13 protein-coding genes are annotated in these 16,966 nt (G+C 31.8%); all 13 read right to left on the reverse strand.

All coding sequences use genetic code 11. The features are described from left to right. Window positions 1-7: 7 nt before the first annotated feature. Window positions 8-1,312: a DRTGG domain-containing protein gene (locus tag CLFE_RS19870; RefSeq protein WP_077893982.1), complete on the reverse strand. Its 1,305-nt coding sequence runs from the start codon at window positions 1,310-1,312 to the stop codon at window positions 8-10. 3 nt (window positions 1,313-1,315) lie between these two features. Further along, complete coding sequence (gene whiA / locus CLFE_RS19875) at window positions 1,316-2,269, reverse strand: DNA-binding protein WhiA (protein WP_077852811.1); 954 nt, start codon at window positions 2,267-2,269, stop codon at window positions 1,316-1,318. A gap of 1 nt (window position 2,270) precedes the next feature. Next, complete coding sequence (locus CLFE_RS19880; protein WP_077893981.1) at window positions 2,271-3,626, reverse strand: gluconeogenesis factor YvcK family protein; 1,356 nt, start codon at window positions 3,624-3,626, stop codon at window positions 2,271-2,273. Beyond that, window positions 3,623-4,507 (reverse strand): RNase adapter RapZ, encoded by an 885-nt coding sequence (gene rapZ / locus CLFE_RS19885; protein ID WP_077834334.1) that lies wholly within the window; start codon window positions 4,505-4,507, stop codon window positions 3,623-3,625. Before rapZ ends, CLFE_RS19880 begins: the two co-directional genes overlap by 4 nt. A 173-nt stretch (window positions 4,508-4,680) precedes the next feature. Next, window positions 4,681-5,598: a UDP-N-acetylmuramate dehydrogenase gene (gene murB / locus CLFE_RS19890; RefSeq protein WP_077893980.1), complete on the reverse strand. Its 918-nt coding sequence runs from the start codon at window positions 5,596-5,598 to the stop codon at window positions 4,681-4,683. 53 nt (window positions 5,599-5,651) lie between these two features. Beyond that, on the reverse strand, window positions 5,652-6,386 hold the full coding sequence (locus CLFE_RS19895; protein WP_077834332.1) for a phosphatase: 735 nt from the start codon (window positions 6,384-6,386) through the stop codon (window positions 5,652-5,654). 4 nt (window positions 6,387-6,390) lie between these two features. Further along, the gene (gene uvrC, locus CLFE_RS19900) at window positions 6,391-8,262 is read right to left on the reverse strand and encodes an excinuclease ABC subunit UvrC (RefSeq protein ID WP_077893979.1); all 1,872 of its coding nucleotides are present in this window, start codon (window positions 8,260-8,262) and stop codon (window positions 6,391-6,393) included. A 12-nt stretch (window positions 8,263-8,274) separates the two neighbouring features. Beyond that, window positions 8,275-8,883: a metal-dependent hydrolase gene (locus CLFE_RS19905; protein ID WP_077834330.1), complete on the reverse strand. Its 609-nt coding sequence runs from the start codon at window positions 8,881-8,883 to the stop codon at window positions 8,275-8,277. A 10-nt stretch (window positions 8,884-8,893) separates the two neighbouring features. Further along, entirely contained in the window at window positions 8,894-10,342 is a 1,449-nt protein-coding gene (locus tag CLFE_RS19910; RefSeq protein WP_077852813.1) for a peptidoglycan D,D-transpeptidase FtsI family protein, read from the reverse strand. Window position 10,343: 1 nt separating this feature from the next. Continuing rightward, complete coding sequence (locus CLFE_RS19915) at window positions 10,344-11,549, reverse strand: FtsW/RodA/SpoVE family cell cycle protein (RefSeq protein ID WP_077834328.1); 1,206 nt, start codon at window positions 11,547-11,549, stop codon at window positions 10,344-10,346. An 11-nt stretch (window positions 11,550-11,560) separates the two neighbouring features. Beyond that, window positions 11,561-11,986 carry an FHA domain-containing protein gene (locus tag CLFE_RS19920; protein ID WP_176124759.1) on the reverse strand — a complete coding sequence of 142 codons (426 nt, stop codon included), beginning with the start codon at window positions 11,984-11,986 and terminating at the stop codon, window positions 11,561-11,563. A 120-nt stretch (window positions 11,987-12,106) separates the two neighbouring features. Beyond that, a complete protein-coding gene (uvrA, locus tag CLFE_RS19925; protein ID WP_077893978.1) occupies window positions 12,107-14,926 on the reverse strand; it encodes an excinuclease ABC subunit UvrA in 2,820 nt (939 codons plus the stop codon). Continuing rightward, the gene (gene uvrB, locus CLFE_RS19930; RefSeq protein ID WP_077834325.1) at window positions 14,926-16,926 is read right to left on the reverse strand and encodes an excinuclease ABC subunit UvrB; all 2,001 of its coding nucleotides are present in this window, start codon (window positions 16,924-16,926) and stop codon (window positions 14,926-14,928) included. The genes uvrA and uvrB overlap by 1 nt, the downstream gene beginning before the upstream one ends. Window positions 16,927-16,966: the final 40 nt, after the last annotated feature.

Here is a 16,966-nt window from a genome sequence, read left to right on the forward strand (position 1 = left end):
TTCCTCCCTATACCTTTAATAATTTTACAGAAAGTATTGATTTTGCTATACTTTCTCCATTATCGCTTACCATATCAACCTCTAGTTTACCAAAATATCTCCCAATACTTAAAACTCTAGTATGTATATTTATAATGTTATCCATTTGAACGGGTTTTAAAAAATAAGTAGAGATACTATCTATTGAAATATTAGTATTATTTTGCTGTTTAAGTGTCATAACTCCGGCTGTGGAAAGAAGCATATTTAAAGAATTCCAAGATACGGTTCCTATTGGTTCAAGCATCTCTGTCACTATCTTACCTGAAAACTCCATACCATCTTCTACATATGAATAATCGAAATTTTTTAATATAAGATCTTCTAATTTTTCTCCTATTTGTGGTTGTCTTAATATGTACTGCAGAGCCTTTATAACTTCCACACTGGTAACAGTACCCAATAATTTATCATTATTATCCACTACAGGGCACATAGATATCTTTTCCCAACCCATAACATGCGCAATATATGCAACAGTAGTCTTATAATTTACAGTCAAAGGCTTTCTGTTTATATACTTCTCTATAGCCTCACTGCCTTTAACCTCTACAACATCTTTTACAGAAATTATTCCTATAAGCTTTTTATTCTTGTCTACTACTGAATATACACTCATATTAAATTCTTTACTATAGGATCTCAGTTTTTCAACACTATCAGAACTTCTAAGATATTTAGGTGCTTCTTCCATTATATCTTCCACAAGAATTATATCTTTTTTAATAAGATTTTCAGATATAGCTTTATTTATTATACTTGCTATAGTAAAAGTATCGTAATTAGATGATATTACTGGAAGACATCTTTCGTTAGCCAATCTTTTTATCTCATTACTACAATCAAAGCCGCCTGTTATAAGAACTGCCATGTTATTAAGTATTGCAAGCTTTTGAACATCTTCTCTATTTCCAACAATCATAAGACTTCCCGGATCTATGTACTTACCTATTACATCCGTTGTCATAGCTCCAATAACAAATTTTTTAAGAACCTTATCTATTCCGTTTGCCCCACCTATTACAGAACCCTCTATTATGCTTACAATTTCTCTATAAGTAAGAGCCTCTATATTTTTTTTCTCAACCTTTTTTATTCTTACCGTTCCTACTCTTGGTATCGTAGTTACTAAACCTAAATTATCACATTCCTTAATAGCTCTATAGGCTGTTCCTTCACTAACACTTAAATTACTTGCTATCCCTCTTACAGATATTTTAGTACCAGCTTTTAAAGACATAATATGATTTATTATCTCTTCGTGCTTAGACATTTACTATCTCCCCTCTTTTTTTAGTTCTTCTGCTATTTTTTCTATTTTTCTTAATCTATGGTTTACTCCTGATTTTCCAACAGGAGGCTCTAGCATTTTGCCTAGTTCTTTTAATGATTCATCAGGATAGTTAACTCTAAGTGTTGCTATTTCTCTAAGATTCTCAGGTAATCTTGAAAGTCCAATTTGTTTTTCTATAAGCTTTATGCTTTCTATTTGCCTTACAGAAGCATTTACCGTTTTACTAAGATTAGCAGTTTCACAGTTAACAAGTCTATTTATATTGTTTCTCATTTCTTTTAGTATTCTTATATTCTCTAGTTCAAGTAAACTTGTGTGTGCTCCAATAATATTAAGTAAATCTACTACCTGCTCTCCTTCTTTTATATAAACCACGTAACTATTCTTTCTTTGTATAACCTTTGAATTAAGGCCATAACTATTTATTAGTTCTTTAAGGTTACTAGCATAATCTTCATTATGAGTTACAAATTCAAGATGGTACATTTTTTCAGGATTACTTACACTTCCGCCTCCTAAAAAAGCACCTCTTATATACATCCTTTTGCTTTCATCATCTTTGACTATTTCCTTCGGTATATCATAATTCAAGGTTATAATACCATCTTCATTTTTCATAACTCCAACATTCTTTAATAATTCTCTTACACCCATTTCTTCCGTTATTGAAATAACATATACATTATTTTTTTTAAGAGAATTACTCTTTTTCACCATTATTTCAGTATGTATATCAAAACTTTTTTTTAATAATTTAAAGACAAGCCTTGCTATTGCAGGGTTTTCTGTAATAATCTTAAAACTTATCTTTCTATTTCCTTCCAGCGCTAAGGTTCCACTAGCTTTCATTATCGCTGATAAAACTGCTATAGTTTCACTTTTACTATAATCATCGTATCTGCAAACCTCGCTTTTAACTTTAGATGAAAATGACATCTTAATTACCCCTGTTTTCTTTTTCTAATTTTCTATTTTCTTTAAGTCTTTGTGATAAATAGAAGTATTCTATTATCTTCTTTCTATCATAGAATAATTTCTTATCCATTATGGTTTCCACTAAAATTTTTGCAATTTCATCTGAGTCATGTCTAACAAATCCATCTTTTATTTTAATAAAGTTTCCCTCTACTATTCCAACACCAATTTTATCTAGTTCATCTTTATCTATTTTTACAAGCTCAGAAGTTTTTTCAAAATACTTTTTCTTTAATTCCTCACTAACAGTACCGTTGTTTACAAGTGTATAGTCCACCACTCTGCCTCCGACATGTTTTGTTATAGCATTTATATGATCTGCTACCGAAAAATTATCTGTTTCTCCTGGCTGAGTCATGATATTGGAAACATAAAGCTTTAATGCTTTTGTCTTTAATAGAGCGTTGCCTATATCCCTTACCAAAAGATTAGGTATAACACTAGTGAATAAACTACCAGGTCCTAGTACTATAGCATCTGCCTCTTTGATTGCCTGAACTGTTTCATGAAGTGCTCTTGCATTTTCAGGATCTATAAATATTTTTTCTATTGGACTTTCATACATAATAGCCTGTTCTGGTATATTGGATTCTCCCTCTACAACAACACCATTTTTAAGCTTTGCTTTTAAAATCACATTATCTAATGTTACAGGAAGTACTTTACCTGTAACTGCAAGAACTGAACTCATCTTATGAACTGCTTCCTCAAAGTTAGTTGATATTCCATCCATTGCAGCAAGAAATAAGTTTCCAAAACTTTGATTCTTAAGTCTTCCATCTTTAAACCTATACTGAAGTAAATCTTCCATTAACGGCTCAGTATCTGATAATGCCAAAATACAGTTTCTTATATCTCCGGGAGGTAGTATTCCTAGATCTTCTCTAAGTGCTCCTGAACCACCTCCATCATCCGCTACTGTAACCACTGCTGTTATATTGGAGGTATAGTATTTAAGACCTCTTAAAAGAGTTGATAAACCTGTTCCTCCTCCAATTGCAACTATTTTAGGACCTTTAACAAGAAGTCTTTTTTCATATATAAGATTTCCAAGCTTCCTTGAATCCAAGGATACATTTAAATACCCCTTATTTATCAAGGATATAACTGATTTCATACCTTGTGTTAGAGAAATATAAAGGATAAATGCCCCAACCATTATTAAAAATATATAAAAGGCTTTATAGTATAAATTGTAGTAACTTCCCTTAGTAATCAATTCTGCTAGGGCAAAGGAAATAAATAATACTCCCATTCCTCCTAGCATAATCCACCTTTTAAGCTTAATACCAGGCTTTATCCAATCAATAAACTTCATAGTTTTTTACCACCTTTATTAATATCCTCATCGATATCTCTATGATCTATATTCACTGTTTCACCATCATTTTTAAGTCTTTCATAGATTTCATTTGCAATGGTAACAGAACGATGTCTTCCACCTGTACATCCTATAGAAACTATGAGTTGTCTTTTACCTTCCTTCAAATAGTTAGGAATTAAAAATTTCAATAATTCTTCTATTCTATTAACGAATTCTTTAGTTTGATCAAAAGACATAACATAATCTCTAACTGGCTCTTCTATTCCAGAAAAGCGTTTTAGTTCTGGTATATAGAATGGATTTGGTAAAAATCTAACATCAAATACTAAATCTGAATCTACTGGAATTCCATATTTAAAGCCAAAGGATACCACAGTTACAATAAGTTTGCTTTCGATTTGACCTTCTTCTTGATAAATTGAGTTTATTTTTTCTCTCAATTCCCTTGTCGCTAATTTGGAAGTATCTATAACATTACTTGCCATACCATATATAGCTTTAAGTTTTCTACGTTCAAGCTGTATTCCATTTAATATTCTTCCATTTGGTGCTAGTGGATGCTTTCTTCTTGATTCTTTAAATCTTTTTATTAAAACCTCATTATCTGCGTCTAAAAATAAAATTTCATATTTATATCCTGATTCCTTAAGGTATTTTAAACTTTCAGAAAGATTATCAAAAAATTCTCCTCCTCTTATATCAATAACAAGCGCTATCTTGTTAATTTTGCTTTCAGTTTCATAACATATCTGTGCAAACTTAGGTATTAACGCTGGAGGTAAATTATCAATGCAAAAATATCCAAGATCCTCAAGGCTTCTTATTGCCTGTGTTTTCCCTGCACCTGACAAGCCTGTAACAATAACAAATCTCATAAAACTCGGCCTCCTTATTTGTCTATTTATAGAATTTTTCTATATATCTTTATTAATTAATTATAGCATAAAAGTGACTGTAGGTGTTTATTCTAATCACAGTCACTTTCAAATAATTAATGTGATTTCTCACTATATTTTTTACATATATAATTCAATAATACTACTATATTTTATTTATCTTCTCCTATAATTCTAACTTCTGTATCTAGTTCAACATTAAATTTTGTTTTTACTGTACGCTGTACAAAACTTATTAGTTCTAATATATCTTTTGCTGTTGCATTATTTTTATTTATAATAAATCCAGAATGTTTATCAGATACTTGTGCTCCTCCTATACCTTTACCCTTAAGTCCACTGTCTTCTATAAGTTTAGCTGCAAAATGTCCAACAGGTCTTTTAAAAGTACTTCCAGCAGAAGGGTACTCCAAAGGTTGTTTTTCAATTCTTCTCCTCATTAAATCATCAATTCTACTACCTATCTTTTCTTTATCTCCACTATCTAAGTTAAAAGAAACCTCTAAAGCTATATATTTATGCTTTAATATAGCACTTGTTCTATATCCAAATTCAAGCTCATTCTTGCTAATTCTTCTCATTTTACCTTTGTTATCTATAACAAGAACGCTTTCAACTACATTCGAAATTTCTCCATTGTATGCCCCAGCATTCATTGCAACTGCTCCTCCAACGCTACCTGGTATGCCACATGCAAATTCAAGTCCTGTAAGCGATTTATCTCTAGCCTTCCTGCTTAGGTATCCAAGTGGTACTCCACAGCCTGCAATAATTTTATTATTACCAATTTGTAATTTATTTAATTTTAATAATTTTATAGCTACTCCTCTTATGCCTCCATCTTTAACAAGAAGATTAGAGCCATTTCCAAGTATATAATAGTTAACATCATATTTTTCACAAAGTTCTATTGTTTTACTTATTTCTTCATATTTTTCTGGCATCACTAAAACATCTACAGGTCCACCAACCTTGAAAGAAGTGTGATTTTTCATTGGAACATCAATCTGAAGATTATCCTTTTTTATAATACCTTTTAATGCTGCTATAAAATCTTGAAAGTAATCCATAGTACATCTCCTCAAATTATTAATATAAAGTTAGTATAATTTAAAATATAGGCTTATTCAAGATTAAAATTCTCAAGTTTACCTTTACCTTTTAAATATTCAACTATTTTTTTCTCATTTGTATTCATAATAAGTTCTTCTGGCATTTTTGCACTATCCACTAGCTCTTTTACTTTATCAAAGTTTCCTATAGTAAAACTTATATGAGAATCCGTCCCAAGAATTACTCTTACTCCTTTTTCTTTGCAAGCTTGTGCTATTTTTATGCAGTTATCATAGCTTCCTTCTCTAGAGCCACTTAACGAACCATTATTTATTTCTATAAGTATATTTTTTTCTTTAGCTTTATCAACTATAGCGTCTATGTCTATAGGGTAAACTGGATTACCTAGATGTCCTAAAATATCTATATTAGGATTATCCATAGCATTTAATACTGCTGTTGTATTATATTCTTTATCACCTGGTTCAATACAAACATCATGTAAGCTTGCAATAATGTAATCAAGTTTATTCTGTATAATTTCAGGAATATCTAGCTCCCCATTAATATTTAAAATATTAGCCTCACAGCCTTTTAATACTGTAACACCATAAACTTCTCTTGGTATCTTATCCATGTTTCCAAAATACCATATATGGGGTGCTCCCGGCATTTTAGGTCCATGTTCTGAAGTTCCCATTATTTTTATTCCTACTTCAGATGCTTGTTTTATATTTTCAAGTAAAGTGGTATATGCATGCCCACTTACTATAGTATGCGTATGTAAATCAATAAGGTATTTCAATTTTTCACTCTCCCTTTCTTCCCCTAAAATAACTAACAATACTTTCTGCAGCTTTTTTGTCTATAGAAGGTGTCTTGATGAGTTCTTCATATGTTGCCTTTTTAATATTGTCTATACTTCCAAAGGTCTTTAATAATGCCTTTCTTCTTTTATCCCCTACATAAGGGATATCGTCAAGTACAGAATGAAGAACTCTCTTATCTCTAAGACTTCGATGATATGTAATTGCAAATCTATGTACCTCATCCTGAACTCTAGTAACAAAATTAATTATTTTTCTATTGGATTTTATGTTTATTTCATTGTTGTTATATATAATACCTCTAGTATTATGCCTATCGTCCTTAACCATACCACATACAGGAATATCTATATTAAACTCTTTAAGTACCTCAAGCGCTATATTTACTTGACCTTTTCCTCCATCCATAAGTATAAGATCAGGAAAGACACAAAACTTACCCGCACTAAGTGGGAGGTTTTTATCAACTATAGAATTAACCTCCTCTAACCCATGTTTAAATCTTCGTGTCAAAATTTCTCGCATACTGTCATAATCATTGGCACCTTTTACTGTTTTAATTTTAAAACGTCTATAGTCACTATTCTTAGGTTTTCCGTCTTCAAACACAATCATAGAACCAACGGAATCCACTCCTTGAATATTTGAAATATCGTAAGCCTCTATTCTATGTGGAACCTCTTCAAGTCCAATAACCTCTGTCATTTCTATAAGTATGTTTTCATTTAACCTTTTATCACTCAAAAGCTTTATTTTAAATTTTTCTAGGGTGATTTTAGAATTTCTTCTAACCATCTCAATTATATCTTTCTTTTCTCCCTTTTGCGGAATTTTAACTTCAACCTTTGAACCTCTTTTCATTGTAAGCCAATTCTCTAAAAGTTTCAAATCCTCTACAGCAGAAACATATATACTCTTAGGAACATATGCCGTTCCACTATAAAATTCTTTTATAAATTCCCCTATTATGTCACCCTCTGTTTCTCCTTGAGTATTTTCAAACATAAAATGTTCTCTTCCAACAATTTTTCCTGATCTTAAAAAGAATACTTGAACACATGTATCCTTTTCATCGCTATACGCACTTATATAATCCTCGTTTTCAAAATTTCCTATTATTATTTTTTGTTTTTCTGTTACCTTTTGCGCAGCTAGCATCTTATCTCTGATTTCCGCTGCTTTTTCAAATTCTAGTTCTATAGAAGCCTTTTCCATCTCATCTTTTAATTCTCTTATTATATTATTATCTCTTCCTGTTATAAGTCCAATAGCTTTTTTTATTATTTTACCATACTCTTCTTTACTTATATAGCCTGCACATGGAGCTTTACATCTTTTTATATGGTAATTAAGGCAAGGTCTTACTTTTTCTCCATCTTCTTTTATATACTTTTTGCAGGTTCTTATAGGAAAAATTTTTCTCATTAGCTCTACTGTTTCATGTACTGCTGAAACATCTGGATAAGGTCCAAAATATTTAGCACCATCCTTAACCATATTTCTAGTAACAATAATTCTAGGAAAATCTTCATTCGTAGTTACCTTTATGAATGGATAATGCTTATCATCCTTTAACAAAATATTATAACGGGGTTTATACTTTTTTATTAGATTACATTCTAAAATCAGAGCTTCAATTTCAGAATCTGTAACTATATATTCAAATTCAGAAATATTCTTAACCATTGCTTTTACTTTTTCAGAATGATTTTTAGAACTTCTAAAATATTGCCTAACCCTATTTTTTAGTATTTTTGCTTTTCCAACATATATTACTTCTCCAAGAGAATTTTTCATTATGTAAACTCCAGGTTTATCCGGAAGAGTTTTTAACTGATACTCAAAATCAAACATAGCCATGCCTCCTTAGGTTCCAAAGATAGCTGGAAGTCTATATATTATGTATAGTAAACTTAGTATTGTCAAAAGCGTTTCAATTAATTTACCCTTTGTTGAACCAACACTAAAAGTACATGAAAATTTATAATTTTTTTTCTTAAAAGGATATAAAAGCGGTATACCTCTTGAGGTACTCATATCGCATAAGAGATGTAGTGTATAACCGGCCATAAAATAGTATATGATAACATGCATGTTATATTTATTTGCAACATATCCAACCAAAACAGTACAAACTATCATTCCTGCTAAACTATGCATAAGACCGTTTCTATGTGAGGAAAGAGCAATCAAAAAAAGAAGAGCGCCGAGAATATAAAGCATAAATATATGTAATCTACGGTAGTTTAAAAATATGATAAGAGCTCCAAAAGAACTGTAAACGAGAGTCTTTATAAATTTGCTTCTTATAGGCAATATGTATTTATTTAATATACTTTTAGGATGATCAATGTCAGGAAGTAATGAGGCTGTAATAATAAGCCCCATACCTACTGCATTAAATCCTCCTGGCAACTTTGTAGCTAACGCTACTCCCACTGCCGCACCAATTCCAGCATGAGTTTTTCCTGTCATTTACTCACCTTTATTTAGGAAGAGCCGTTTGGATTACTTTAGATGCAATTGTTGCCGCTGCTTTTCCTCCCTGGCCTCCATCCTCTACTATTACTGCTATTGCAACTTGAGGATTATCATAAGGAGCAAAACCTATGAACCATGAATGTGGTGGTGCATCTTTTCCATTTTCCTTATGATCAGCTGTACCTGTTTTTCCTGAAACCTGCACTCCATCAATAGCGGCATTTATACCTGTACCATCTTCTACAACTGTTTTCATTAAATCCTTCATTGTAGCGGCATTATCCTTAGACATTACAGTTCCTATGCTTTCCGGATCAAAAGTTTTTATTTTATCACCATTTGGAGATATTATCTCATTTACAACATGAGGCTTCATCATTACTCCATTATTAGCAACCGTACTAGCTACAAGCGCCATTTGCATTGGTGTAGCTAATACGCTTGCTTGACCTATAGCACTCTGAGCCATATTACCTTTTTCATAGCTTTTCAATGTTGGAAATTTACTTTTATCAATTACAATTCCATCACAAGGAATGTCTTTGTTAAAATAAAAGGCTTCTGCTGTTTGCCTCAACTTATCATTTCCAAGTTGAAGTCCAATTTTACCAAAAACTACGTTACTTGATAAAACATATGCTCTTTTAAATCCTATTTCTCCAAAGGACTCTCCTTCAAAATCTCTTAAAGACTCTCTTGAGTTAAATGTAAGTACACCCGGATCATCAAAAGTCATACTTTGAATTCCTGGTATATTCTGAAGAGCACTTGTAGCAGTTATTGTTTTAAATGTAGATCCTGGTGGATATAAACCAGATACTGCTCTATTTAAAAGAGGTCTATTAGGATCACTATTAAGTGTAGACCAATTTGCTTTAAGTGCATCAGCATTTGGGTCATAGGATGGCTTAGAAACGGATGCCAATATTTCACCAGTCTTTGGATTAAGTACTACAACTGCGCCTTTGTTATCTCCTAAAAGATTGTAAGCTGTTTGCTGTACATTATAATCAAGGGTTGTAACAAGATCCTCACCCCGTTTATCTTCCTCAGAAACCTTACCCTTATTCTTTATAAGCTTTGTAAGATACTGTCCTATCGTTTCGTCCTCAGCTCCCATTAGATACTGGTCATATTTATTTTCAAGTCCTGTTATTCCGTATTGTGGATTAACATATCCAAGTATATGAGAAAATACTTCTCCTCCTGTGTATTCTCTTTTTTGCGTCAACGTATTTACTCTTTCACTTTTTGTTAATGGTTTTTTATTTCTATCATATATAGTTCCTCTTAGAACTTCATTTCTTTTTGCCCACAATCTTTTATTATCTGTATTATTAACTATTTTAGGTGAAACTATTAATTCAAAATAAGTTATATAAGATATAGTAACAAAAAATATAACAAGAAAAATAAAAAGTACTTTTTTTATACTACTAGAAATATTATTCACGTTATCTTCCACCCTCCGATATCTTTTGCAAAATACCAAGCGCAACAAATATCATTATCATTGAACTTCCTCCTGCACTTATAAGTGGGAGCGTAATTCCTGTAAGCGGAATCATTCCTGTAACTCCTCCAACTATTATTATTACCTCTGAACCTATCATAGCACTATATCCAACAGCAAGGAGTCTAGAGAAATTATCCTCTGCTCTAACTGCCGCTCTCATACATCTGTAGAAAAGTAAAAAGTACAAAATCATTATGGCGTATCCCATAAGTGCTCCCATTTCTTCGCATACAGCTGAGAATATAAAATCCGATTCAGAAACTGGTACAAATTGAGGATATCCAAGTCCAAGTCCTGTTCCAAACAATCCTCCCCAGGCTATAGCATACATGGATTGCACTAATTGATAGCTTTTATTACTTTTATATATCCACGGATGTTGCCATATTTCAACTCTAAGTCTAACATGTGCAAAAAGCTTATAGCTTATAACTGCTCCTATTGCAAATAAAATAAAGCATACAACTATATATTTCTTCTTACCTGTTGCTATATAAAGCATAGTAATTGATATTACAAAGAATAATAGTGCCGAACCTAAATCGTTTTGAAGCACCATAAAACCTAACGAAACCATTACTACAAAAGCTGGCTCTATAAGCTGTTTAAAATTTTTATATTTCTTTAGTGCTGCTGCAAGATATGCTACAAAAAATATCTTACCAAATTCCGATGGTTGAAATCCTAACGAACCTATGTATACCCAGTTTCTAGAACCATTTTTTTCTGTTCCCTTAAAAGTAGCCATAGCCATAAATATAAGACATATTACCATGTATACATATTTATACTTATCATACTTTTTAAGTTCTGGTAAAAGCACAACAATTAATATAAAAACAGCAATACCTGCAATAAACCATACTATTTGCTTAACTGCATAAGTTGGATTTAGTCTATACAATATTACAATACCTATGGAGGAAAGAATACATGCAAATATCAGTAAATACTTATCTCCATCAGGGAAAAACTTTCTTAGTATAAAATGCGAATATCCCATCAAAAAACATATTACACCAAACATCACTAATGAGCCTACATCAAATGGATCTTTAAGCAATGATATATTAAGAAAACATATTAAACAGAAGAAATAAGTATATCTTAAAAGTTTTTTTTCGTCCTTCAAACTACTATTCATTAAATTCTCACCTATCCTATTACCTTAAAAACACTGCTTCCGATTTTTATCTCATCACCGGCTTTTATATATGCTTTACTTTTTATTTTTTGCCCATTAAGCACTGTACCGTTAGTACTATTTAGGTCTTCAAGAATATACTGATTATTTCTAAGATAAACCCTAGCATGATGACCGGAAACATAGCCTTCATTAAGCATAATGGAATTATCATCTTTTCTTCCTATTGTTATTTCACGACTCACCGGAACAACCGAACCATTTCTTATTGATTCATTCATTCCTGAATCCACTACTTCAAGTCCAAAGGTCTTTCTTTTCCTACTACTTGTAGGTCTTTTATCTCCATTTTTCATATCCTTATACATTATTTTAAAAGCAGTGAATATTATTAAATATACAATAGCTATTATTACAAACTTTAAAATTGTACTCATATTACTTAGGCTTGCACCAATCACTGCTAAAGAATTAATGTTGTATACAGAAAACAATATTTAACACCTTCTTACGTTATAATTTCAAGCATAATACGTGCATTTTAATATACTTTTTCATTATAACATTTTTTTTAGATATTGTCCTGTATATGACAAAGTATTTTCCGCCACCTTCTCAGGAGTTCCTGTACAAACTATAGTACCTCCTTTTTCTCCTCCTTCAGGTCCTAAATCCACAATGTAATCCGAACATTTTATAACATCTAAATTATGTTCTATAACTACAACTGTGTTTCCCATGTCTGTAAGCCTTTGAAGTATACTTATAAGTCTTTTAACATCAGCTGTGTGAAGGCCCGTTGTAGGTTCATCAAGTATATATAGAGTTTTTCCTGTACTTCTTTTAGACAATTCATAAGCCAACTTTATTCTTTGAGCTTCTCCACCGGAAAGCTGAGTAGAAGGCTGACCTAATCTTACATATCCAAGTCCTACATCCATTAAGGTTTGAAGCTTATTTTTTATTCTAGGAAGATTTTCAAAGAACTTTAACGCTTCTCCTACTGTCATATTTAACAAATCATCTATATTCTTTTCCTTATATTTTATTTCCAATGTTTCTCTGTTATATCTTTTTCCTTTACATACATCACAAGGTACATATACATCTGATAGGAACTGCATTTCAATTCTTACTATTCCATCACCCTTGCAAGCCTCGCATCTTCCACCTTTTACATTAAAGCTAAATCTACCTGGTTTATATCCTCTTACCTTTGCTTCCTTTGTAGATGCGTATAATTCCCTTATTATATCAAATACTCCTGTATAGGTTGCAGGATTTGATCTAGGAGTCCTTCCTATAGGACTTTGGTCTATATCAATTATTTTATCTATATTTTCTATACCAGCTATACTTTTATATTTACCTGGATTTATCTTTGAACGATTTATCTTTTTATTTAAGGCTTTATATAGTATTTCATTTACAAGCGTACTTTTTCCAGATCCAGATACTCCTGTAACACATGTAAACAAACCTACTGGAAATTTCACATTTACATTTTTAAGATTATTTTCTTTAGCTCCAATAACCTCTATAAACTTATCTCCTGATTTTCTTCTTTCATTTGGAACCTCTATTTTTTTTGCTCCTGTTAAATATTGTCCAGTTATAGATTCCTTACAATTTTCTATATCCTCTAGAGTTCCAGCTGCAATTATTTCTCCCCCATGTTCACCTGCACCCGGTCCTATGTCTACAATATAATCTGCTGCTTTGATCGTATCTTCATCGTGCTCAACTACAATTAAAGTATTTCCTATATCTTTTAAGTTTTTCATAGTTGCAATAAGCCTATCATTATCTCTTTGATGCAAACCTATGCTAGGTTCATCTAATATATATAGTACTCCAACTAAACTTGAACCTATTTGTGTAGCAAGCCTTATTCTCTGAGATTCACCACCAGATAGTGTTCTAGCTTCTCTAGTAAGGTTTAAATAATCCAATCCTACATTTATCAAAAATTGAAGTCTACTTTTTATTTCTTTAACTATTTGTGCACTTATAAGCTTATGTTTTTCTGAGAGTTCTAGTGAATCTATAAAGGTAACCTCTTCTCTTATTGGCATAGAACAAAATTCAAATATGTTTTTATCTCCAACTGTAATAGCAAGAACTTCTTTTTTTAATCTTGCACCTTTACATTTTGGGCATGGATTATTACTCATATAGTTTTCTATTTCCGTTTTTATGTAATCAGAATTACTTTCCATATATCTTCTCTTCATCTGGTTTATAACACCTTCATAATGATGATTAAATACCATTTCCTGCGAATCCTTCACATAGTTAACCTTAAGCACATCTGGTGCTCCATATAATAATATATTTAAAGTATCCTTTTCAAATTCTTCAATTGGTTTGTTTATATCTAATTTATATTTCTTAGATAAAGCTTTAAGTACTCCAAATGTCCAAGATTCTTCCTTCAATCTTCCTTCACCCCAAGGAGCTATAGCACCTTCCATTATACTTTTTGATTTGTCTGGAATAACTAAATCCTCATCAATTTCAAGTAATGTACCTATTCCATCACAAACATCACATTTCCCAAAGGGTGCATTAAATGAAAACATACTAGGTGTAATTTCTCCTATACTTATACCGCAATCTGGACATGCAAAATTTTCACTAAATAGCATATCCTCCTTATCTACTACATTAATTACAACTAATCCTTCTGCCAGTTTAAGGGCTGTTTCAATGGATTCTGAAAGCCTGCTTTCAATCCCTTCTTTTATAACTATTCTATCTACTATTGCCTCAATATGATGTTTTTTATTTTTATCAATTTTTATTTCATCTTCATCTATTTCATAAGTTTCTCCATCTATTCTAATTCTAACATACCCACTCTTTTTTATGTTTGCTATTAGCTTTGTATGCTCTCCTTTTCTTCCTCTAACAACTGGTGCAAGAATTTGAACCTTGGTTCTTTCTTCAAGCTGCATAACCTTATCAACCATCTGATCCACAGTTTGCTGAGTAATCTCTTTTCCGCAATTAGGACAATGTGGAACTCCTATTTTAGCATATAAAAGTCTTAAATAATCGTATATTTCAGTTACTGTTCCAACTGTAGATCTTGGATTCCTTCCAGTAGTTTTCTGATCTATGGAAATCGCCGGTGACAAGCCTTCTATGTATTCTACGTTTGGTTTATCCATTTGCCCCAAGAACTGCCTTGCATAAGAAGATAGTGACTCCATATATCTTCTTTGTCCTTCTGCATAAAGTGTATCAAAAGCAAGTGATGATTTACCAGAACCTGAAAGCCCTGTAAAAACAACAAATTCATTTCTTGGTATTGTTAAATCAACGTTTTTTAAATTATGAACCTTGGCCCCTTTAATTACTATTTTCTCTTTCATTATTTCATTACCTCTTTGTTTTCATTTAATTTTTTCTTAAGCTCATTTACTTTATCTCTAAAGTATGCTGCTTTCTCGAATTGAAGTTCTTTTGCTGCTTCTTTCATTTCCTTCTCAAATTCTTTTATTAACTTATCTAAATTTTTACTATCAGCCTTTACAGCTTCATCCATAGTTTTATATTCTGCTTTTCCTTCTGCTACCTCACTTATACCTATAACATCTCTAACTGCTTTCTTTATCGTAGTAGGTGTTATACCATTCTTTTCATTGTAATCCATCTGAATTTTTCTTCTTCTTTTCGTTTCACTTATTGCCTTGCCCATAGCATCCGTTATTTTGTCACCATACATTACTACTCTACTTGCAGCATTTCTTGCAGCTCTTCCTATAGTCTGAATAAGTGATCTTTCTGATCTTAAAAAACCTTCTTTATCAGCATCAAGTATAGAAACTAATGCAACCTCTGGTATATCTAGACCTTCTCTTAAAAGATTTATTCCTACTAAAACATCAAATTCTCCTGTTCTTATATCTTTTATTATTTTCATTCTCTCTAAAGTATCTATATCTGAATGCATATAAGTAGTTTTTATGCCTAAATCTTTAAGATAATCTGTTAAATCCTCTGCCATTTTTTTCGTAAGTGTTGTGACTAAAATCCTGTATCCCTTTTCTATTGTCTTCTTTATTTCAGCATACAAATCATCTATTTGACCTTTTGTAGGTCTCACTTCTATTTCTGGATCAAGTAGTCCTGTCGGTCTTATAACCTGCTCTGCTATATTCTCTGAATGTTCCAGTTCATAATCAGCTGGGGTAGCACTTACAAAAACTACCTGATTTATTTTTTTCTCAAACTCATCAAACTTTAGAGGTCTATTGTCATAAGCACTTGGTAATCTAAAACCGTAATCAACTAAAGAATTTTTCCTTGATCTATCTCCTCCATACATGGCTTTTACTTGTGGAAGCGTAACATGGCTTTCATCTATAAACATAAGAAAATCATCTGGGAAATAATCTATCAATGTCTTAGGAGGCTCTCCCTTTTGCCTTCCGTCCATAATTCTAGAGTAATTTTCTATTCCTGTACAATAACCAACTTCTCTCATCATTTCAATATCAAAATTTGTTCTCTGCTTTAATCTCTGAGCTTCAAGAAGTTTGTCATCAGAATTTAATTCTTTAAGCCTTTCTTCTAATTCAACTTCTATCTGACCTATCGCAGCCTCCATCTTATCACTTGAGGTTGCAAAGTGAGATGCTGGAAAAATAACCGCATGCTTCAATGATGATATTGTATTTCCTGTAAGAACATCGAATTCTTTTATTTTATCTATTTCATCTCCAAAAAACTCTACTCTTATTGCCTTATTCGTAGAACCCGCTGGAAAAATGTCTATGGTATCACCTTTTACTTTAAAGGTACCTCTTACAAAATTTATTTCATTTCTTTCATATTGCATTTCAACTAGCTTCTTTAACACTTCATCCCTGTCCTTATTCATTCCTGTTCTTAAAGATATGGATAACTTTTTATACTCTTCTGGGTTACCTAAGCCGTATATACATGAAACTGAAGCAACAACAATAACGTCCCTTCTTTCAAAAAGAGCAGAAGTAGCTGAATGCCTAAGTTTATCTATTTCATCATTTATAGACGCATCCTTCTCTATATATGTATCTGTCTGTGCTACGTATGCCTCTGGTTGATAATAATCATAATAAGATACAAAATACTCAACTGCACTATCAGGGAAAAAATCTCTAAATTCACCGCATAACTGAGCTGCCAAAGTCTTATTGTGTGCAATAACCAATGTAGGTTTTTGAACTTTTTCTATTATATTTGCCATTGTAAAAGTTTTTCCTGAACCAGTAACTCCTAAAAGAGTTTGCCATTTATCAGCATTATTTATTCCTTTAACTATGCTATTTATAGCCTGTGGCTGATCTCCTGTAGGCTTAAAATCCGAATTTATTTTAAATGTACCCATTGCACCATCTCCATCAAACATTTGTTCGTATCATAATATA

It is taken from the genome of Clostridium felsineum DSM 794, assembly GCF_002006355.2.
Classification (GTDB): domain Bacteria; phylum Bacillota; class Clostridia; order Clostridiales; family Clostridiaceae; genus Clostridium_S; species Clostridium_S felsineum.

Excerpts from the sequence above, each read along its gene's own strand:
- CLFE_RS19905 (WP_077834330.1), bottom strand. The coding sequence starts at position 8,883 with ATGACAGGAAAAACTCATGCTGGAATTGGTGCGGCAGTGGGAGTAGCG.
- CLFE_RS19880 (WP_077893981.1), bottom strand. The coding sequence starts at position 3,626 with ATGAAGTTTATTGATTGGATAAAGCCTGGTATTAAGCTTAAAAGGTGG.
- CLFE_RS19920 (WP_176124759.1), bottom strand. The coding sequence starts at position 11,986 with ATGAGTACAATTTTAAAGTTTGTAATAATAGCTATTGTATATTTAATA.
- CLFE_RS19915 (WP_077834328.1), bottom strand. The coding sequence starts at position 11,549 with ATGAATAGTAGTTTGAAGGACGAAAAAAAACTTTTAAGATATACTTAT.
- whiA (WP_077852811.1), bottom strand. The coding sequence starts at position 2,269 with ATGTCATTTTCATCTAAAGTTAAAAGCGAGGTTTGCAGATACGATGAT.
- CLFE_RS19870 (WP_077893982.1), bottom strand. The coding sequence starts at position 1,312 with ATGTCTAAGCACGAAGAGATAATAAATCATATTATGTCTTTAAAAGCT.
- murB (WP_077893980.1), bottom strand. The coding sequence starts at position 5,598 with ATGGATTACTTTCAAGATTTTATAGCAGCATTAAAAGGTATTATAAAA.
- rapZ (WP_077834334.1), bottom strand. The coding sequence starts at position 4,507 with ATGAGATTTGTTATTGTTACAGGCTTGTCAGGTGCAGGGAAAACACAG.
- uvrA (WP_077893978.1), bottom strand. The coding sequence starts at position 14,926 with ATGAAAGAGAAAATAGTAATTAAAGGGGCCAAGGTTCATAATTTAAAA.
- uvrC (WP_077893979.1), bottom strand. The coding sequence starts at position 8,262 with ATGTTTGATTTTGAGTATCAGTTAAAAACTCTTCCGGATAAACCTGGA.
- uvrB (WP_077834325.1), bottom strand. The coding sequence starts at position 16,926 with ATGGGTACATTTAAAATAAATTCGGATTTTAAGCCTACAGGAGATCAG.